Source organism: Inquilinus limosus, from assembly GCF_051487185.1.
GTDB classification, from domain to species: Bacteria; Pseudomonadota; Alphaproteobacteria; order DSM-16000; family Inquilinaceae; genus Inquilinus; species Inquilinus limosus_F.
This window is the reverse complement of record NZ_JAHVDK010000002.1, coordinates 61,476-80,705: the sequence shown is the minus strand read 5'-3', so window position 1 is coordinate 80,705 and position 19,230 is coordinate 61,476. Positions and strand designations below refer to the sequence as shown.

Below are 19,230 nucleotides of genomic sequence, written 5' to 3'. Positions count from 1 at the left end.
CCCTCACCGTCATGGCGAGCCCCGAAGGGGCGTGGCCATCCAGCATGGTTGGGTTCGTTCTGGCTGCATGACTGGATGGCCACGCTTCGCTCGCCATGACGAGGAAGGGGCCGGAGAGTCGACCTCAATGAGGACTGGTGTAAGGTGCGGCCAGCGAGGAGGGCCGGTTTGGCGACGGAGCAGCTGGAGATCACGACGGATCGGCGCGCCGCGCCCGCCCGGCGCCGCACCATCCCGCTGTCCGGCACGCTGGCCGCGGTGATGGCCGGGCTGGTGGCGCTGACCGCGATCGACGTGCTGGCCGTGTTCTGGTTCATGACCGCCGGCACCACGCGCGACCTGCTGGCCAAGGCGGCGCAACTCGGGCTCGATTCGGTCCAGGCGCGGATCACCGACCGCTTCACCCCGGTCGAGGATCAGCTCGCCTTCCTGTCGCGGGAGATCGCGGCCGGGCGCGCCGACCCAGCGGACGGCGCGGGGCTGGACCGGCTGATGACCGGCGCCCTGGCCGGGACGCCGCAGGTCCGGGTCCTGTCCCTGACCACCCCGGACGGCGCGATCCGCGGCGTCACCCAGGGCCCGCACGGCGTCTTCGCCTTCACCGACGCGATCCACACCGACAATGAGCGGCGTGAGATCGAGGAGGCGCGCGGCCGCGACGACGCTGCCTGGGGCCCGATCTATTTCGTGCCGGCGGAGCCGATGCGCACCTCGGTCGCCAATCTGCGCCGGCCGGTCCATGCCGACAGCCGCTTCGTCGGGGTGCTCAGCGCCACGATCACGGTCGACGCCCTGTCGGACCACCTGCGGACGCAGGCCAACCCCGGCACCACGCCCTTCATCCTCTATGGCCGCGACCGGGTGCTGGCCCATCCCAACATGGCGACGGAGCGGCCGGCCCTGTCGCGCGAGCATCCCCTGCCCCTGCTGGGCGAGGTCGGCGACCCGTTCCTGGCGGCGCTGTGGACCGAGGGCCGGCCCGAGACGGTCGGCGAGGCCGATCTGGAGGCCCGCGTGGTGCGCCTCGGCGATGACGGCCGCGTCATCCTGACCCGCACCGTCACCGGCTATGCCCCGGCACCGCTGATCGTCGGCGTCGAGGTCCCGGTCGACGTCCTCGACAAGCCCGGCTCGGACCTGCTGCGCGCCGGGCTGGCCGGGCTCGCGGTGCTGTTGATCGCCATCCTCGTCGCGATCGCGGTCAGCCGCGCCATCGCCCGCCCGGTCGGCGCCATGGCACGGCAGGTGCGCGCCGTCGGCTCGCTCGATTTCTCCGCCCTGCGCCCCCTGCCCGGCAGCCTGTTCTCGGAGCTGGACGACCAGGCCCGCGCCTACAACACCATGCTGACCGGGCTGCGCTGGCTCGAGACCTATGTGCCGAAGGCGCTGGTGCGGCGCCTGCTGCGCAGCGGCGGCGCGGTGCCGTCGGCGGAGCGGATGGTGACGGTGATGTTCACCGACATCGTCGACTTCACCGCGACGGCGGAGCGGATGCCGGCGGCCGAGGTCGCGGCCATGCTGAACGCCCATTTCGACCTGCTGGGCCGTTGCGTCGAGGCCGAGGGCGGCACCATCGACAAGTTCATCGGCGACTGCGTCATGGCCTTCTGGGGCGCGCCGGACGACCAGCCGGACCATGCCGACCGGGCCCTGCGCGCCGCCCGCGCCATCGCCGCCGCGGTGGCGGCGGACAATGCCGCCCGGCGCAGCCGCGGCCTGGCCCCGCTGCGCCTGCGCATAGGCCTGCACAGCGGCCCGGTGGTGGCCGGCAATATCGGCATGAGCGGCCGGTCGGGCTACACCATCGTCGGCGACGCGGTGAATCTCGGCAACCGGCTGGAGCAGCTGGGCAAGGCCGTGGCGCCAGCGGATGAGATCGTGGTGCTGGTCAGCGGCGAGACCGTCGACCTGCTGGCCGGCGACCGCTCCGGCCTGCGCGGCCTCGGCGCCCAGGCTGTTCCGGGACGCCGGACCGCGATCGAGATCTTCCGGCTGGAGACCCCGGCCGGTCGCTCCTGAGGCCCATGATGCTCGACCACGTCTCGATCACCGTCTCCGACCTCGCCGCAGCCGAGCGCTTCTACGACGCGGTGCTGGCGGCGCTCGGCGTGGCCAAGGTCGGCACGGACCGGACCTGGATCGGCTATGGCGAGCGCTGCGACGCCGCGCATCCGGAGCGCAGCTACCTGTCGATCCGGCTCGGGCCCCGGCCGGAAGACGCGCCGCGCCGCCACTGGTGCTTCAAGGCGGAGAGTCGGGCGGCGGTAGACGCCTTCTGGCGCGCCGGCCTGGCCCATGGCGGCCGCGACAACGGCGCCCCGGGCCTGCGGCCGGACTACCACCCCAGCTACTACGCCGCCTTCCTCCTCGACCCCGACGGCAACCGGATCGAGGCGGTGTGCCATCGGCCTGAGTAACAGGAAGGTACAAGAGGAATACTCACGGACCTCCCACCGTCATTGCGAGGAGGCGAAGCCGACGAAGCAATCCAGGCGGGGTGCCGCTGGATCGCTTCGCTACGCTCGCGATGACGCCTGCGGAGCCGGGTCGAGGGATCGGTCGTCAGCAGTCCGTCGAGATCGATAGCGGCCCTCAATCGCTCGAATCCCGCCTTACAGCCCCACCGCCCCCGGCGGGGCCAGGGACAGGCGGCGGGCGGCGGCGATCAGGGTGTCGAGCAGGTCGCGCTGCCGCTCCTCCGGCGTGTCGAGCGGGGTGACCAGACACAGGGTCGCCACCGCCCGCGCGTCATGGTCCACCACCGGCGCCGCCAGGCAGCAGGTGAAGCGGTCGACCAGCTCCTTGGTCACGGCATAGCCGCGTGCCCGCGCCGCCTCGGTCTCGGCGACGAAATCCGCCGGCTCGATCCGTGCCCCTGACGGCAACGTGAAATCCTCGGCCGGGATGAACTCCGCGATCTCGGCCGCGCTCATATGCGCCACCAGCAGACGGCCGGAGGCGGTCCAGGGGATCGGCAGCCGGATCCCGACCTCGGAGGTGATGCGGAAGGTGCGCCGCCCGGGCTCGTTCAGCATCACCACGTATTTGGCGCCGTCCAGCATGCAGAACTGCGCCGTCTCGCCGGTCTCGGTCGCCAGCCCCAGCACTTCGCGCCGGGCCCGGCTCAACAGGTCGACCCCGGCGACATAGCTCTGGGCGTAGTAGTGGACGGCGCGGCCGAAGAACACCGCACCGCCCTCCCCCGCCGGCTCCAGGATCCGCGCCGCGGTCAGCCGGCCGACGATCTCGTAGAGGGTCGAGCGCGGCGCGCCGATCGCCTTGGCCAGCTCGCCCATCCGCATCGGCGCCCGGCGCGCCTGCAGATGCTCCAGGATCGCCACCGCGCGGTCGATGCCCCGCTCCCGCCCGGTCTCCTTCGCCATGCTTTCCCCGTCACCGCGCTCGGTTGCGCTCGCCCGGAGACGAGCTTATCGTACCAGTTGTCCAACATACAAGATGATTGTCTGATATACCGGACAACAAACAGGAGGCTGAGATGCAACCCATCGCCCGGACCCTGCTGTCCGCCCCCGTTCTGACGAGTGTCTGCGCCGCCGCCTTGCTGCTGGGAACCGCCGGCGGCGCTCTGGCCGCGGACAAGCTTCAGGAGGTGCTGAGCCGCGGCAAGCTGATCGTCGGCACCGGCAGCACCAACCCGCCCTGGCACTTCAAGACCGAGCAGGGCGACCTGGCCGGCTTCGACATCGACATCGCCCGGATCATCGCCAAGGGGCTGTTCAATGACCCGAGCAAGGTCGAGTTCGTGGTCCAGTCCTCCGACGCCCGAATCCCGAACCTGACCACCGACAAGGTCGACATCACCTGCCAGTTCATCACCGTCACCGCCGCCCGGGCGCAGCAGGTGAACTTCACCATCCCCTATTACCGCGAGGGCGTCGGCCTGCTGCTGCTGAAGGACGGCCGCTACAAGAGCCATGACGAGCTGAAGGCGGCCGGCAGCGGCGTCACCGTCTCGGTGCTGCAGAACGTCTATGCCGAGGCCATGGTGCACGCGGCGCTGCCCGAGGCCACGGTCGACCAGTACGAGAGCACCGACCTGATGTACGAGGCGCTGAACTCCGGCCGCGCCGACGCCGCCGCCACCGACATGTCGTCGCTGCGCTGGTTCATGAAGCAGAACCCGGACCGCTATCTCGACGCCGGCTATGGCTGGAACCCGCAGACCTATGCCTGCGCCGTGAAGAAGGGCGACCAGGACTGGCTGAACTTCGTCGACACCGCGCTGCACGAGGCGCTGACCGGAGTCGAGTTCGAGACCTACGCCGCCTCCTTCGAGCAATGGTTCGGCCAGCGCCCGGCGGCCCCGGCCATCGGCTTCCCGACCGAGATGCGGTGAGCAATCCCCGATCTCTTCCTCGTCATTCCCGCGAAAGCGGGAATCTCGTCCCGCTCTTTTGGTGAAGAGATCCCCGCTTCCGCGGGGATGACGGGGCTGGGGAGCGGATCGGCGGAGGACAAGGGGTGACCTACCAGTTCAATTTCGGCGTGGTCTGGGCCAGCCGCGACCTGCTGCTGAGCGGCCTGGCGCTCGGGCTCGGCCTGGCGGTGCTGTCGATCCTGATCGGCTGCGTCATCGGCCTGGTCGGCGCCTTCGCCGCCACCTCGCGCAGCCGGGTCGCGCGCGGCCTCGCCTCCGGCTACGTCACCTTCTTCCGCAACCTGCCGATCCTGGTGATCCTGCTGTTCGTGTTCTTCGCCCTGCCGCGGGCCGGAATCCGCCTCGACAAGATCGACAGCTTCGTGGCCTCGCTGTCGGTCTATGCCGGCGCCTACCTCGTCGAGGTGTTCCGCGCCGGCATCCTCTCAGTGCCGAAAGGCGTGCACGAGGCCGGCACGGCGCTCGGCCTCCGGCCGATGCAGATCCGCCGCCTCCTGGTGGCCCCGTTGATGCTGCGGAACATCCTGCCGGCGCTGGGCAGCAACTTCATCTCGCTGTTCAAGGACACCTCCCTGGCCGCCGCCATCGCGGTGCCGGAGCTGACCTTCTACGCCCGCAAGATCAACACCGAGAGCTTCCGCGTAATCGAAACCTGGATGGTGACCAGCCTGCTCTATGTCTGCGCCTGCACCATGATCGCCTTCCTGCTGCGCCGGCTCGAGGCGCGGCTGCGGCTGCCTTGAGGCCCTGGCGATGGACGCTTTCCTGCAGCAGATCTGGGTGGCGCGCTGGGCCCTGCTCGACGGGGCCTGGCTGACGGTGCAGATCTCGGTGCTGTCGATCGCCGCCGGCACCGTCTTCGGCGTGCTGGTCGGCCTCGCCCTGACCTACGGCACCGCCCCGATCCGCTGGCCGGCCCGGCTGTTCGTCGACTTCGTCCGCGGCACCCCGGTGCTGGTCCTGGTGCTGGCCGCCTTCTATATCCTCTCCGTCGTCGGCATCCAGCTGACCGCGGTGCAGGCCGGCATCTTCGCGCTGGCCGTGTTCTGCAGCTCGCATGTCGGCGAGATCGTGCGCGGCGCGCTGCAGGCGATCCCGCGCGGCCAGATCGAGGCGGCGAAGTCGCTCGGCCTGCATTTCCGCCAGACGATCATCCTGGTCCTGATCCCGCAGGCGCTGCGCCAGATCCTGCCGAGTTGGGTCAACACCGGGACCGAGATGGTCAAGGCCTCGACCCTCCTGTCGGTGATCGGCGTCACCGAGCTGCTGCTGGCGACCAAGGAGGTGATCAGCCGCAACTATATGAGTCTGCAGTTCTATCTGCTGGCCGCGGCGATCTATTTCCTGGTCAATTTCGCGATCGAGCGCCTCGGCAAGGCCCTGGGTCGCCGCGCCGCGCTGAAGTAAGGGCGTGGAGGCAGCCTCACCCTCAAGTTCTTCGGCATTCCACCCACAATTGCCTCAAATAAATAATACATGAATATGCACACGATACCCGAGTCTCGAATCCATATCATTTGCTTAAATTCCGACATTCCAAACAGAAAGTCTGAGAATTAGAATCTTTCTTCTTGTCGCCAGGAAAGAGTCTATATAGGTTTCGCTCCAGCCCGAAACCGGTCAGCGCCTGACGAAACCTTCCTGGCCATATCGCCAAAGGATCCCGGCGCCAGCTTTCGTGGCCTTCGGCGGCCGCTGCCTTTGGCAGGGCCGCGCCCCGGCCGGGCCCCGTGGTGCCTTTGGCCCCGCCCGCGGCGGGCGTTGTTTTTGGAACATCGCTTTTGACTGGAAGGGGGAAACGGACATGACAGCGACCAACAGCAACACCGACGACACCGACATCCTGACCGGCACGCCGGGCGACGACACCATCGACGCCGGCGGCGGCCGCGACGTGGTGAGCGGTGGCGCCGGCGACGACGTCATCAATGGCGGCGGCGGCCCCGATGTGATCACCGGCGGCTCCGGCAACGACATCATTGATGGCGAGGAGGCCTTCGACATCATCGATGGCGGCGCCGACGATGATTGGGTCCGCGGCGGCACCGGCAACGATGTCATCACCGGCGGCGACGGCCGCGACATGATCGCCGGAGGCAACGGCGCCGACATTCTGGATGGCAGCACCGGCAATGACCTGCTGCGTGGTGGCGCCGGCGCCGACATCCTGAGCGGCGGCGACGGCATCGACATCGCCAGCTACGCCGAGAACGCGGTCGCGGTCTCGATCAACCTGGCGACGGACGAGTACCATGGCGGCAATGCCGAGGGCGACGTCATCGGCGACGACATCGAGGCGATCCACGGCAGCCGGTTCGGCGACACGCTGACCGGCGACGATCGCGGCAACATCCTGCGCGGCCTGACCGGCGATGACGTGCTGACTGGCGGCGGCGGCGACGACCGGCTGGTCGGCGGCGATGGCGAGGACCGGCTCGAGGGCGGCGCGGGCGCCGACACGCTGATCGGCCGCTCCGGCGCCGACAGCTTCGTCTATGCCGCCGCGGGCGACACCGGCACCGGCTTCGACACCCGCGACGTCATCGCCGACTTCTCCTCGGCCGACGGAGACAAGATCGATCTTGGCGGCATCGACGCCGACGGCGACGCCGGCAACGGCGACACCGCCTTCACCTTCATCGACGGCGCCGCCTTCTCCGGCCAGGCCGGCGAGCTGCGCTTCGTCAATGACGGCGTGGTCTCCGTGGTCAGCGCCGATATCGACGGCGACCGCCAAGCCGACCTGTCGATCGCGCTGATCGGCAGCGGTCTGGCCCTGACCGCCGGGGACTTCGTGCTCTGACGGGCGGGCCGGCGGCGAGGCGAAACGGAACAAAGCGCGGCGATACGGGTTTCCTGGCGTTCGATCGTTCCGTCCTCGTGAGCACCAGATGACCCGTCGCCTCCTGCCGATCGCCCTCGCCGCCGCCCTGCTCGCCGCCGGCTGCACCAACATGAGTCGCGAGGCCCAGGGCACGCTCAGCGGCGCCGGCATCGGTGCGGCCGGCGGCGTCGCCCTGACCGCCCTCACCGGCGGCAGCCTGCTGGCGGGCGGGGTGGTCGGCGCTGCGGCCGGCGGCGTGGCCGGCAATCTGAAGAGCAAGGGCTACTGGTAGTCCGGCCCGGCGGGGCGACGGCCGCCCGCCAGTATCCTCCCCCGGCCATCCATCTTCCATTTGCCTATCCGCCGCAAAGGCGGAAGGATAGTTCCATCATTTCACAGGGGAGAGAATAATGGCCGGAGTATCCATTAAACCCCTTCTTGTCGGAGCCGCGCTGATCGCCGCTGCGGCGGCGGTGCCGGCCCGGGCCGGGGACGTGCCGCTGGTCACCGGCGATCACTGGATCAAGGCCTCCGAAGCCGAGAAGAAGGCCTTCCTGGTCGGCGCCGCCAACATCATCTCGGTCGAGTACGAGCTGCGCCGCGACGACCGCCGCCGCGCCCAGCCGGGCGTGGTCGACGACCTGATCATTGGACTGCAACCGATGTCGCTGGCCGACATCTCCAAGGCGATCGACGACTACTACGCCGCGCATCCGGACCAGGTCTCGCGGGCGGTGGTCGAGGTCATCGTCACCGACGTCGCCAAGCTCGAACCTCAGCGGAAATAGGGAGGGTGCGATGATGAAGCGAATTCTCCTGCCCGTGCTGCTATGCGGCACCCTCGCCGCAGCCGCCTGCACCAACATGAGCCGCGAGCAGCAGGCGACGCTGAGCGGCGGCGCGATCGGCGCCGCCGGCGGTGCCGCGATCAGTGCGCTTGCGGGCGGCAATGCCGGGCTCGGCGCCTTGATCGGCGGCGCGGCCGGCGCCGTTGCCGGCAACCTGAAGGGCAAGGGCTACTGGTGATGCCCCGGCGCGGTCCGCCGCGCCGGCGGATCGCGCCGGTTTCCCTGCAGCAAGAGAAACCCGATTCTGGGAAGTCATTCTTGACGCGGCGCCTGCCATCCGCGATAGAGAAAGCATGTCCGTGATCGCAACCCGCATCGTCGTCAGACGCAGCCGCATCGCCGTCGGCGGGACGCCCGGACTCTGTGTGCGCTGATCATCGATCAGCGCCCGCACGCGTGCAGCCCCGCCGGAAACGGACGGGGCTTTTTCATGACCATCGCGCACCCCGTCCGACCGTTTGCAGATCGTTCAGATGGAGTTCGCGGATGACCCAGAACATCTATGACAATGCGGCCTTCTTCGCCGAATACAGCCGGCTGCGCCGGTCGATCGAAGGCCTGGACGGCGCCCCGGAATGGCCCGCCCTGCGCGCCCTGGTGCCGGATCTGCGCGACCGCCGCGTGGTCGATCTCGGCTGCGGCTTCGGCTGGTTCTGCCGCTGGGCGCGGCAGGCGGGCGCGGCCGAGGTGCTGGGCCTCGACGTCTCGGAGAACATGCTGGCGCGCGCCCGGGCCACCGACCCGGACGAGGCTGTGACTTATCGCCGGCAGGATCTGGAGCGGCTGGAGCTGCCACCCGGGTCCTTCGATCTCGCCTACAGCTCGCTGGCGCTGCACTACCTGGAGAACCTGGACGGGCTGCTGGCGCAGGTCCACCGGGCGCTGGTGCCGGGCGGCCGGCTGGTGGCGTCGGTCGAGCACCCGATCTACTCCGCCCCGTCCGACCCGAAATGGGTGCGGGACCCGGCTGGGCGCGACGTCTGGCCGGTCGACCGCTATCTCGACGAAGGGCCGCGGGTCACCGACTGGCTGGCCAAGGGCGTGGTCAAGCGGCACCGCACCATCGGCAGCTATGTCGGCCTGCTGCTGCGCGCCGGCTTCGCCCTGTCGCATCTCGAGGAATGGGGCCCGACCACGGAGCAGATCGCCGAGCACCCGGAATATGCCATCGAGCGGGAGCGCCCGGCCTTCCTGCTCTTCGCCGCCGATCGCTGAGGTCGCTTCGCTGGCGGCGGCGCTGTCCGACGGCACGCCGCTGGCCATGGCCGTGACCATGGCGCTGGTCGCCCCGGCCGCACTCCTGGCCGAGCGCATCGCCGTCCTCGGCCGCCGGCCACAGCCGGCATAAGGATCCCCGCTTGACCGAATGTTCCTTCTATGTTCTCATCCGAAGATCAGAACATAAAGGGAACATCATGTGCGACTGGACCTTCATCCGCGAGACCGTGACCCTCACCCTCCTGTTCGGGATCTGCTACGGCCTGGCCGTGTTCGGCTACGCCTGGGGCTTGTGAGCTCCCTGCCCTACCCGATCGCCGTCTGCTCCGGCGGCAGGGGCCGGGACTTGCCGTCGGCGTCGATCGCGACATAGGTGAAGGTGCCGTCGGTGACCTTGACCACGCTGTGGTCGGTGCGCCGCTGTACGAAGGTCTCGATCCGCACCTTCATCGAGCTGCGCCCGGTCGACACCAGCTCGGCATAGCAGGAGACGGTGTCGCCGATCCTGACCGGGGCCAGGAAGCTCATCGCCTCCACCGCCACCGTCGCGGTGCGGCCCCGCGCCCGCTCATGCGCCACCACCGCGCCGGCCAGGTCCATCTGCGACAGCAGCCAGCCGCCGAAGATGTCGCCGTTCGGATTGGCGTCCTTCGGCATGGCGATGGTGCGGAGGGCCGGCATCCCGGGCGGCAGCAGGAGGGTGGTCACGGAGGCAATCCTAGATTTGGTTACGCTGAAGGCCGGAAGTGTCTATATGATGGAGGCAGCCCGCAAATCCACGAGACGACCCCGATTCCGGATCATGGCAGATCTGTTCGAGCCCGGCAGCAACTCCAACGGCCGCTACACCGCCAGCGACATCGAGGTTCTGGAGGGGCTGGAGCCGGTACGCCGCCGGCCCGGCATGTATATCGGCGGCACCGACGACCGCGCCCTGCACCATCTGGTGGCCGAGGTGCTGGACAACGCCATGGACGAGGCGGTGGCCGGCCATGCCAACACGATCGACCTGTCGCTCGACGCCGACGGCTTCGTCACCGTCCGCGACAACGGCCGCGGCATCCCGGTCGACGAGCACCCGAAGTACCCCGGCAAGTCGGCGCTGGAGGTGATCCTCACTACGCTGCATTCCGGCGGCAAGTTCTCGAACAAGGTCTACGCCACCTCGGGCGGCCTGCACGGCGTCGGCCTGTCGGTTGTCAACGCCCTGTCGGACGAGCTGCGGATCGAGGTCGCGCGGGATCGTCAGCTCTATCTCCAGCGCTATTCCCGCGGCCTGCCACAGGGCTCGCTGGAGCGCGGCGGCGCGGTCCAGAACCGGCGCGGCACCACCATCAGCTTCCACCCGGATCCGGAGATCTTCGGTGCCGATGCCCGGCTGCAGCCCGGCCGGCTGTACCGGATGGCGCGGTCCAAGGCTTATCTGTTCCGCGGCGTCGAGATTCGCTGGCGCTGCGACCCGGCGCTGGTGGCTGGCGACGACCGCACGCCGCACGAGGCGGTGCTGCATTTCCCGGGCGGCCTCTCCGACTATCTGAAGGCGGCGCTGAACGACCGGCCGATGCGCACGCCGACCGCCTTCGCCGGCACCGCCACCTTCCCGGATGGCGGCGGCCAGCTGGAATGGGCGGTGGCATGGCCCGAGGACGATGACGACGGCTTCGTCCACACCTACTGCAACACCATCCCGACGCCGCAAGGCGGCACGCATGAGCAGGGCCTGCGCAGCGGCCTGTTGCGCAGCCTGCGCGGCTTCGCCGAGCTGGCCAACCACAAGCGCGCCGGCCAGATCGTCGCCGACGACGTGATGACCGGCGTCGCCGTGCTGCTGTCGATCTTCATCCCGAACCCGCAGTTCCAGAGCCAGACCAAGGACCGGCTGTCGTCGCCCGAGGCGGCCAAGCTGGTCGAGGGCGCGATCAAGGACCATTTCGACCACTGGCTGTCGGCCGACCCGAAATCGGCGGAAGGGCTGCTGGAATTCCTGGCCGACCGGGCGGAGGAGCGGCTGCGCCGCAAGCAGGCCAAGGAGAACGGGCGCAAGACCCCGACCTCTCGCGTCCGCCTGCCCGGCAAGCTGGCCGATTGCAGCCGCAACGCGCCCGAAGGCACCGAGGTCTTCCTGGTCGAGGGCGACAGCGCCGGCGGCTCGGCCAAGGCGGCGCGCAACCGCGAGACCCAGGCGATCCTGCCGCTGCGCGGCAAGATCCTGAACGTCGCCAGCGCCTCGGCCGACAAGCTGGCCGGCAACCAGGAGATCGCCGACTTGATCCTGGCGCTGGGCTGCGGCACCCGCAGCCAGTATTCCAGCGACAAGCTGCGCTACGAGCGGGTCATCATCATGACCGACGCCGATGTCGACGGCGCCCATATTGCGTCGCTGCTGATGACCTTCTTCTACAAGGAGATGCGCGGCCTGATCGCCGACGGCCGGCTGTATCTGGCGCAGCCGCCGCTGTACCGGGTGCAGGCCGGCACCACCACGGTCTATTGCCGCGACGATGCCCACAAGGACCAGGTGCTGGCCACCCAGTTCGCCGGCAAGAAGGTCGAGATCAGCCGCTTCAAGGGCCTCGGCGAGATGATGCCGGCGCAGCTGCGCGACACCACCATGGACCCGGCCAAGCGGTCGCTGCTGCGGGTCGAGCTGGCGGACGATCCGGAGGATGAGATCGACGGCCGCCGCACCGCCGACCTGGTCGAGCAGCTGATGGGCCGCAAGCCGGAGCTGCGGCTGCGCTTCATCCAGCAGAACGCCGACAAGGCGACCGAGCTCGACATCTGAAGCTGGGGCGTGTGGCCGGGACGCGCGGCCGCAGGCTGTGACCCTGGGCACAAGCCGGACCGAACAGTCGGCGTAGAACACTGGTGCCCGCCGATTGGCGGGCGTCCCGCTGTGTGCGTATCATTAAGACCGGCTGCATCGAGAACGGACATGATCCAGCACCTCCGCCGCCTCCTGCCCCTTGCCGCCCTGGCCCTGGCGCTGGCCGCCTGTTCCGGGCCGCGGATCGTGCGCAGCGATCTCGGCATGATGTATTCGACCGGCGAGCTGTTCGCCGCCGCCGACGGCCGCGACCTGCGCACCGTGGTCCAGGGCAATCCCTTCGGCACGCCAGGCTTCGACCAGCGGGTGACCGAGATCATGACCGGCACCTATGTCGGGCCGCGCACCCGCTTCACCACCACTCCGGGGCCGACGGAGAACCGCAACTACTTCGTCTCGGTGGTGTTCAACGCCCAGCCCGAGGTCAACCCGTTCAATCTGTGCGACCGCAAGACCTGGACCACGGCGCCGGCCAAGCGGCCGATCGTGGTGCGCGCCGCCTTCTGCATCCTCGGCCGCGAGCAGTCGGCGGTGGCGGGCTATCTCGACCAGGCGACCGGGCCGGACGACCCGCAATTCGTCTCCCTGGTCCGCCACCTCACCATCCAGCTCTTCCCCTACGTCGCGCCGGTGCCCTTCGGCCGGCCGGATTTCCCCTAATCCGTCAACCGCCCGAGCCAGGCGGCCAGTGCGGCGTTGACCGCCTCCGGCTGCTCCATGGTCGAGAGATGGCCGCTGTCCTCGACCACGACCAGCTCGGCACCGGGGATCAGCCCGGCCATCTCCTCGGATACCGGCAGCGGCGTCAGCGCGTCCTGCCGGCCGCAGACCACCAGCGTCGGGCAGCCGATGCGCGGCAGGTCCGGCCGGCTGTCCGGCCGCCCCAGGATCGCGGTCTGCTGCCGCAGGAAGGCGTCACGGCCGATCCGCGCCGCCATCGCCATCACCCGCCCGGTCAGGACCGGATCCTCGAGCCGCGAGGGGTGCAGCAGCATCGGCAGCAGCCGCGGCGTCACACCCTTGAACTGCCCGGTCCGGGCCAGCGAGATCAGGCCGCGCCGGCGACGGCTCTGCTCTTCGCTGTCCGGTCGGGCCGAGGTGTCGATCAGGGCCAGGCCGGCCACCCGCTCCGGCGCCCGGCGCATGATCTCGAGCGCGACATAGCCGCCCATCGACAGCGCCGCCAGGGCGAAGCGCGGCGGCGCCGCGTCCAGGGCCGCCGCGGCCAGCCCCGCCACCGTGTCGGCGCCGGTCAGGCTGGCCACCGCCACCGGCCGCCCGGCCGACAGGACATTGAGCTGCTCCGCCCACAGATCGGCGTCGCACAAGAGGCCGGGCAGGAACAGGACCGGCAGGCTCATCGCAGGAAGGCGCTGACGGTGCGGAACTCCTCGGTCGCCGCTTCGCCCAGCCATTCGAAGCAGACCATCTCGGCGGTCACCACCTCGATCCCACCCTGCACCAGCCGCAGCTCCGCCACCGCAGTGCTGCGCGGTGCGCGCGCCGTGGTGGCGTCGATCGCGACCACCGGCCGGAACCCGGCGTCGTGCAGGTCGAAGGCGGTCTGCAGCACGCAGACATGGCTCTCCAGGCCGCAGATCACGACGGTGCGGCGGCCGATGCCTTCGAGATGGTCCAGCAGCGCCGGTTCGCCGACGGCGGAGAAGCGGGTCTTCGGCACCACCGGCGCGTCCGGCGCCAGCGCCGTCAGCTCTGGCAGGGTCGGGCCCAGCCCTTTCGGATATTGTTCGGCGAACAGCACCGGCACGTCGAGCGCCACGGCGCTGCGGATCAGCGTCTCGATCCCCTTCCGCGCCACCGCGAAGTCGTGCATCGCGGGCACCAGCTTCTCCTGCGCATCGACCACCAGGAGGATGCCGTCGTTCCGGTCGAGCAGCATTCGTCACCTCGTTCCATTCGTCCCCGCGGCCGCGCGAATCGCGTCGGCCAGCCTCAAGCTAGGGCGAGCCATGCCCGGATGTCTCGATAGTTTCAATTGACTTGACGCGGGTTTTCCCCATTTAAAGGGCCTGCGGCGGGCCGCGCGGCCGCCCCCATTAGTAAAGATTCCTGTACGATGCTCTTTTCGGATCTTGGGCTGAAGCCCGAAATCCTGCGCGCCGTGGACGATGTCGGCTACACCACGCCGACCCCGATCCAGGCCCAGGCCATACCCTATGTGTTGATGGGACGCGACGTCCTCGGCATTGCGCAGACCGGCACCGGCAAGACCGCTGGTTTCACCCTGCCGATGATCGAGATCCTCGCCTCCGGCCGGGCCCGGGCGCGCATGCCGCGGTCGCTGATCCTGGAGCCGACGCGCGAGCTGGCGGCCCAGGTGGCCGAGAATTTCGAGCTGTACGGCAAGTATGAGAAGCTGTCCTACGCCCTCCTGATCGGTGGCGAGAGCTTCGAGGACCAGATCAAAAAGCTGGACCGCGGCGTGGACGTGCTGATCGCCACGCCCGGCCGCATGCTCGACCTGTTCGAGCGCGGCAAGGTCCTGCTGGCCGACGTCAAGATCCTGGTGATCGACGAGGCCGACCGCATGCTCGACATGGGCTTCATTCCGGATATCGAGCGCATCGTCGGCCTGCTGCCGCCGCTGCGGCAGACCCTGTTCTTCTCCGCCACCATGCCGCCGGAGATCCGGCGCCTGTCGGAGGCCTTCCTCAGCAATCCGAAGCAGGTCTCGGTGGCCCCGCCCGCGACCACAGCCGAGACGGTGGAGCAGCGCGTCGTCATCGTCGAGACCGAGGACAAGCGCAAGGCGCTGCGCCACCTGCTGCGGCAGGAGGAGGTCAAGAGCGCCTTCGTGTTCTGCAACCGCAAGCGCGACGTCTCGGTGGTGTTCAAGTCGCTGCAGAAGCACGGCTTCAACGCCGGCCAGCTGCACGGCGACATGGTCCAGTCGATGCGCAACGAGACGCTGGATCGGTTCCGGCGCGGCGAGATCGCGACGCTGGTCTGCTCGGATGTCGCGGCACGCGGCATCGACGTCAGCGACATCGGCCACGTCTTCAACTTCGACGTGCCGATCCATGCCGACGACTATGTCCACCGCGTCGGCCGCACCGGCCGCGCCGGCAAGACCGGCAAGGCCTACACCATCGCCACGCCCGAGGAGGGCCGCTTCGTCAAGGCGATCGAAAGCCTGACCAAGAAGCCGATCCCGGTGCTGGTCCTGCCCGAGATCGGCGTCGAGGGCTTCCTGTCCGAGGACGAGATCAAGCAGCGCGGCAAAGCCCGCCGGCGTGGCGAGCGGCCGGAGCCGGCCAGGCGCCCCAAGGTGGACAGACATCGCGACTCGGCGCCGGAGTCGCGCCGCGATGAGCGCGCCGAGGCGCCGCCGCGTCCCGTCGAGGACCGGCCGCGTGCCGACGAGGCGCGTCGCGGCGGCGATCGGCCACGCCGGGAGGCCCCTCGTCGGGACGACCACGACCGGCGGCGGCACCGCGACGACCACGAGGATGTGCCGGTGCTCGGCCTCGGCGACCATGTCCCGGCCTTCCTGCTGCGCCCCGTGCCGCAACGGAAACGCAGCGCGGCGGAGGTAACCGAAACCGCCGCCTGACCCGCTCATCGATACTGCACTGCCGCAACCGTCGTTGACTTCGCCCCTTCGCTTTCGGCACAAGGGGCGACGGCTCGCGGCGGAGCGTGGAAGCGGCAGTGAAGCGAATCAATCGGTTATCGACCTTTCTCGGCGCCGTTTCCATGGCCGCCATGCTCACCGCGATGGGTGCTTCGGCCCAGGAGCAGGGCCAGCCGCAGACGCAGCCGGCCGCGCCGGCCGGGCAACAGCAGCCGCCGGTCATCAGCGCCGACGAACTGATCTACGACCAGACGCTGGGCCTCGTCACCGCCCGCGGCAAGGTCGAGATCCACCAGAACAACCAGATCCTGCGGGCTGACCAGGTCACCTACAACCAGAAGACCCAGGTGGTCGCCGCCAGCGGCCACGTCACCCTGGTGCAGCCGGGCGGCGAGGTGATGTTCGGCGATTACGCCGAGCTGACCGACGACATGAAGGACGGCTTCATCCAGCAGGTGTCGCTGATCCTGGCCGACAATTCGCGGATGATCGGCAACAGCGCGGTGCGCGAGCGCGGCGAGGTCACCACCATCGACCGCGCCGTCTACTCGCCCTGCAACCTGTGCAAGGAGGATCCGACCCGGCCGCCCCTGTGGCAGATCCGCGCCGTGCGGGTGACCAGCGACGCGGTGTCGAAGGACATCATCTATCACGACGCCTTCATCGACCTGTTCGGTGTGCCGCTGTTCTACACGCCGTATTTCTCGATGCCCGACCCTTCGGTCGACCGGCGTTCCGGCTTTCTGTTCCCGACCTTCGGCTCTACCTCCGACGTCGGGCCGTTCTTCGGGCTGCAGTACTATTTCGACATCTCACCGGACCAGGACGCGACGCTCGGCGCGCTGGTCACGCGGGACAACGGCCCGATGTTCAGCGGCCAGTACCGCAAGCGCTTCGACAAGGGCCAGGTCGTCCTCGAAGGCAGCGTCAACCAGAGCGGCTATCTCAAGCTCAACCAGAACGGAACCTCGGATTTCCGGCCGCAGCAGTTCCGCTGGCACTTCTTCGGCTCCGCCCGATACGACTTCGACCAGAACTGGCGGTTCGGGGCCGATATCAACCGCACCTCGGACCGGACCTATCTCGACGACTTCAACATCTCCAGCGCCGACGTGCTGCGGAGCCGGGTCTACGCCGAAGGCTTCTATGGGCTGAACTACATCTCGGTCGAGGCGCTGGACTGGCAGGACCTGCGCGTGCCCGGCACCGGCATCGGCAGCCGCGGCTTCTCGCCCACCATCCTGCCCTGGGCGCAGGCCAGCTACGTCAGCGAGCCGAACACCGCCGTCTTCGGCGGCCAGTGGTTCGTCAACGCCAGCGCCATCAACCTGCTGCGCGACTACGACCCGACCACCGACGACCCGGACCGCGGCATCGACACCCGCCGCCTGTCCAGCCAGATCGGCTGGCAGCGCGAAGTCTACACCGATTCCGGCATCGTGCTGTCGGCCCGCGCCTATATGCGCGGCGACCTGTACCAGTCCAGCGACGTGCCGGACGGGGAGGAGAACGGCGAGGTCCTGCTCCGCGACAATGTCGTCGGCGGCCGGCTGTATCCGGCGGTCAACGTGACCGCGCGCTATCCCTTCGTCGGGCAGCTCGGCTCGTATCAGCAGATGATCGAGCCGGTCGTCAGTTTCAGCGCATCGACCGCGATCGACAGCAGCAACAAGGACATCCCGAACAACGACAGCGCCGACATCGAGTTCGACGAGATCAACCTGTTCAACGAGAACCGCTTCCCGGGCCTGGACCGGGTCGAGACCGGCCAGCACGTCTCCTACGGCCTCCGCTACGGCCTGTACGGGTCGGACGGCTCCTCCGCCACCGCCTTCTTCGGCCAGAGCTACCGTTTCCAGGAGGATGACGACTTCTCGGAAGCCTCCGGCCTCCGCGAGAAGCTGTCGGATTATGTCGGCCGCGTCACCCTGCATCCCGGGCCGTATCTGAACCTCGACTGGCGCTTCCGGCTGGACAAGGACAACTTCTACAGCCGCCGGCAATACGTCCAGGCCAGCACCAACCCCGCGGACTGGCTGAACCTCAACGTCAACTACAGCCTGCTCGACGATAAGGGCGAGGACAATGACGGCAACACCTTCGACCAGCAGCAGGTCGGCGCGGGCGCCAGCGCCAAGATCTCGGATTACTGGACGCTGTCCACGGGCATGACCTACGACATCGAGGGCATGCGGCCGTACCGCTACAGCGTCGGCGCGCAATATGCCGACGAATGCTTCATCTTCGGCGTCACCGCGCAGCGCCAGTTCACGACCGCCGAGGACCAGAAGGAAGGCTATTCCTTCTTCCTGACGCTGAGCCTGAAGAATCTCGGCGAGGTGCCGCTGAAGTTCAGCAGCGAGCAGGACCGCACCCCGGGCACCTGACCGGCGCCCGCCCCCCCTCCAGTTACGTCACAGCACGGCCGGCCGGCTGCGTCGCCAACAGCATGTCGAGGCCGAGCTGGGCGGCATTGGCGCCGGAGTCGATGAAGGGCGGCAGGCGGCTCCCCGGCGGCCGTTCGGCCTCGCACAGCGTCACCATGCGCGGCACCCAGCGAACGACATGGTCGATCAGGGCCCGTACCGCCGGCACCAAGCCGCGGCGCGAGGCGAACACCGCCTGGACCTCCGCCTCCTGCAGGCGCCAGTCGGGCAGGATGTGCTCCAGCAGGCCGGCCTCGAGCGCCGGCCGGCACATATAGTCCGGCAACAATGCCACTCCGAGCCCCGCGATCGCGGCTTGGCGCAGCAGGAACATGTCATCGGTCGCCAGCCGCGGCACCAGCGGCACCGATTGAGCCGCCCCCGAGCCGTTGACCATTGTCCAGACATGCCGACCGTCGGCGCGATGCAGGTCGAGCATGCCGAGCCTGGCGAGATCCGCCGGCTCGGCCGGCCGACCGAGTCGGTCGAGCAGCGCCGGCGCCGCGACCACCACGCCACGGGTCTGGGCCAGCACCCGGACCACCACGTCGGACGGTTCTGTTGGCGGCAGCCGCACCCGCAACGCCAGGTCCACCCGCTCCTCGATCACATCGACGCGGCGGCCGGTCAGCTCCATCGAGATGCGCACCGCCGGATGGACGGCCAGGAAATCATTGAGCAGCGGCGCGATCATGGTCTGCGCCAGGATCGGTGGGCAGGTGATGCGGATCAGCCCGCTCGGCTCCGACCGCACCTGCGCCACCGCCTGTTCCGCCGCCTCGGCCTCGGCCAGGATGGTCTCGCAATGGCGCAGGAAGCGTTCGCCGACATCGGTCAGCGACAGCCGGCGGGTCGAGCGCTGCAGCAGCCGGACGCCCAGCCGTTCCTCCAGCGCCGCGACGCGGCGGCTGAGCCGCGACTTGGGCAGGCCGAGCGCCCGGCCGGCCGCGGTGAAGCCGCCGAGTTGCGCCACCTTGGCGAACAGGCGGAGGTCGTTCAGGTCGAGCATGGTCATCCTCGGACGGATTGTTGCCGACAGTAGAACGATCCATCGCAGATTTCCACACTACAGGTCGATTGGCCCCATCCGTAA

General features: G+C 69.0%; 20 protein-coding genes. 15 read left to right on the top strand and 5 right to left on the bottom strand.

What is annotated here, in order from left to right; genetic code table 11:
- Window positions 1–168 precede the first annotated feature (168 nt).
- Window positions 169–2,019, top strand: a complete 1,851-nt coding sequence (locus tag KXR53_RS02230) for an adenylate/guanylate cyclase domain-containing protein (RefSeq protein ID WP_437372973.1) — start codon at window positions 169–171, stop codon at window positions 2,017–2,019.
- A gap of 8 nt (window positions 2,020–2,027) precedes the next feature.
- Window positions 2,028–2,417, top strand: a complete 390-nt coding sequence (locus KXR53_RS02225; protein WP_437372972.1) for a VOC family protein — start codon at window positions 2,028–2,030, stop codon at window positions 2,415–2,417.
- 195 nt (window positions 2,418–2,612) lie between these two features.
- On the opposite strand, the gene KXR53_RS02220 is transcribed toward KXR53_RS02225, so the two are convergent.
- The gene (locus KXR53_RS02220; protein ID WP_437372971.1) at window positions 2,613–3,383 is read right to left on the bottom strand and encodes an IclR family transcriptional regulator; all 771 of its coding nucleotides are present in this window, start codon (window positions 3,381–3,383) and stop codon (window positions 2,613–2,615) included.
- A gap of 113 nt (window positions 3,384–3,496) precedes the next feature.
- Between KXR53_RS02220 and KXR53_RS02215 the strand changes: the two genes are divergently transcribed.
- The 9 genes from KXR53_RS02215 (at window position 3,497) to KXR53_RS02175 (ending at window position 9,419) form a co-directional block, all read left to right on the top strand.
- A complete protein-coding gene (locus tag KXR53_RS02215) occupies window positions 3,497–4,357 on the top strand; it encodes a transporter substrate-binding domain-containing protein (RefSeq protein ID WP_437372969.1) in 861 nt (286 codons plus the stop codon).
- Window positions 4,358–4,482: 125 nt separating this feature from the next.
- On the top strand, window positions 4,483–5,142 hold the full coding sequence (locus tag KXR53_RS02210; RefSeq protein ID WP_437372967.1) for an amino acid ABC transporter permease: 660 nt from the start codon (window positions 4,483–4,485) through the stop codon (window positions 5,140–5,142).
- Between the two features lie 10 nt (window positions 5,143–5,152).
- A complete protein-coding gene (locus tag KXR53_RS02205; protein ID WP_437372965.1) occupies window positions 5,153–5,806 on the top strand; it encodes an amino acid ABC transporter permease in 654 nt (217 codons plus the stop codon).
- 397 nt (window positions 5,807–6,203) lie between these two features.
- Window positions 6,204–7,202: a calcium-binding protein gene (locus tag KXR53_RS02200; protein ID WP_437372963.1), complete on the top strand. Its 999-nt coding sequence runs from the start codon at window positions 6,204–6,206 to the stop codon at window positions 7,200–7,202.
- An 88-nt stretch (window positions 7,203–7,290) separates the two neighbouring features.
- Window positions 7,291–7,515, top strand: a complete 225-nt coding sequence (locus tag KXR53_RS02195) for a hypothetical protein (RefSeq protein ID WP_437372961.1) — start codon at window positions 7,291–7,293, stop codon at window positions 7,513–7,515.
- A 118-nt stretch (window positions 7,516–7,633) separates the two neighbouring features.
- The gene (locus tag KXR53_RS02190) at window positions 7,634–8,011 is read left to right on the top strand and encodes a hypothetical protein (protein ID WP_437372959.1); all 378 of its coding nucleotides are present in this window, start codon (window positions 7,634–7,636) and stop codon (window positions 8,009–8,011) included.
- A gap of 10 nt (window positions 8,012–8,021) precedes the next feature.
- Window positions 8,022–8,249 carry a hypothetical protein gene (locus tag KXR53_RS02185; RefSeq protein WP_437372958.1) on the top strand — a complete coding sequence of 76 codons (228 nt, stop codon included), beginning with the start codon at window positions 8,022–8,024 and terminating at the stop codon, window positions 8,247–8,249.
- A 308-nt stretch (window positions 8,250–8,557) separates the two neighbouring features.
- Window positions 8,558–9,286, top strand: a complete 729-nt coding sequence (locus KXR53_RS02180) for a class I SAM-dependent methyltransferase (RefSeq protein WP_437372956.1) — start codon at window positions 8,558–8,560, stop codon at window positions 9,284–9,286.
- A complete protein-coding gene (locus tag KXR53_RS02175) occupies window positions 9,234–9,419 on the top strand; it encodes a hypothetical protein (protein ID WP_437373466.1) in 186 nt (61 codons plus the stop codon). Before KXR53_RS02180 ends, KXR53_RS02175 begins: the two co-directional genes overlap by 53 nt.
- 176 nt (window positions 9,420–9,595) lie before the next feature.
- On the opposite strand, the gene KXR53_RS02170 is transcribed toward KXR53_RS02175, so the two are convergent.
- Window positions 9,596–9,997 (bottom strand): acyl-CoA thioesterase, encoded by a 402-nt coding sequence (locus tag KXR53_RS02170; protein ID WP_437372954.1) that lies wholly within the window; start codon window positions 9,995–9,997, stop codon window positions 9,596–9,598.
- 94 nt (window positions 9,998–10,091) lie between these two features.
- Here KXR53_RS02170 and parE point away from each other — a divergent pair, with 94 nt between their 5' ends.
- Window positions 10,092–12,074 (top strand): DNA topoisomerase IV subunit B, encoded by a 1,983-nt coding sequence (gene parE / locus KXR53_RS02165; RefSeq protein WP_437372952.1) that lies wholly within the window; start codon window positions 10,092–10,094, stop codon window positions 12,072–12,074.
- Between the two features lie 150 nt (window positions 12,075–12,224).
- Window positions 12,225–12,776 carry a hypothetical protein gene (locus KXR53_RS02160; protein WP_437372950.1) on the top strand — a complete coding sequence of 184 codons (552 nt, stop codon included), beginning with the start codon at window positions 12,225–12,227 and terminating at the stop codon, window positions 12,774–12,776.
- Here the strand turns inward: KXR53_RS02160 and KXR53_RS02155 are convergent.
- Window positions 12,773–13,477 carry an alpha/beta fold hydrolase gene (locus KXR53_RS02155; RefSeq protein WP_437372948.1) on the bottom strand — a complete coding sequence of 235 codons (705 nt, stop codon included), beginning with the start codon at window positions 13,475–13,477 and terminating at the stop codon, window positions 12,773–12,775. The two genes, KXR53_RS02160 and KXR53_RS02155, sit on opposite strands and share 4 nt — an antisense overlap.
- Window positions 13,474–14,016: an isochorismatase family protein gene (locus KXR53_RS02150; RefSeq protein ID WP_437372946.1), complete on the bottom strand. Its 543-nt coding sequence runs from the start codon at window positions 14,014–14,016 to the stop codon at window positions 13,474–13,476. The genes KXR53_RS02155 and KXR53_RS02150 overlap by 4 nt, the downstream gene beginning before the upstream one ends.
- A gap of 177 nt (window positions 14,017–14,193) precedes the next feature.
- On the opposite strand from KXR53_RS02150, the gene KXR53_RS02145 reads away from it, so the two are divergent.
- Together KXR53_RS02145 and KXR53_RS02140 are read left to right on the top strand one after the other, a co-directional pair.
- A complete protein-coding gene (locus KXR53_RS02145) occupies window positions 14,194–15,690 on the top strand; it encodes a DEAD/DEAH box helicase (protein ID WP_437372944.1) in 1,497 nt (498 codons plus the stop codon).
- Between the two features lie 143 nt (window positions 15,691–15,833).
- Window positions 15,834–18,098, top strand: a complete 2,265-nt coding sequence (locus tag KXR53_RS02140; protein ID WP_437372942.1) for an LPS-assembly protein LptD — start codon at window positions 15,834–15,836, stop codon at window positions 18,096–18,098.
- Between the two features lie 22 nt (window positions 18,099–18,120).
- Here the strand turns inward: KXR53_RS02140 and KXR53_RS02135 are convergent, their stop codons facing one another.
- Entirely contained in the window at window positions 18,121–19,146 is a 1,026-nt protein-coding gene (locus KXR53_RS02135) for a LysR substrate-binding domain-containing protein (RefSeq protein WP_437372940.1), read from the bottom strand.
- Window positions 19,147–19,230: the final 84 nt, after the last annotated feature.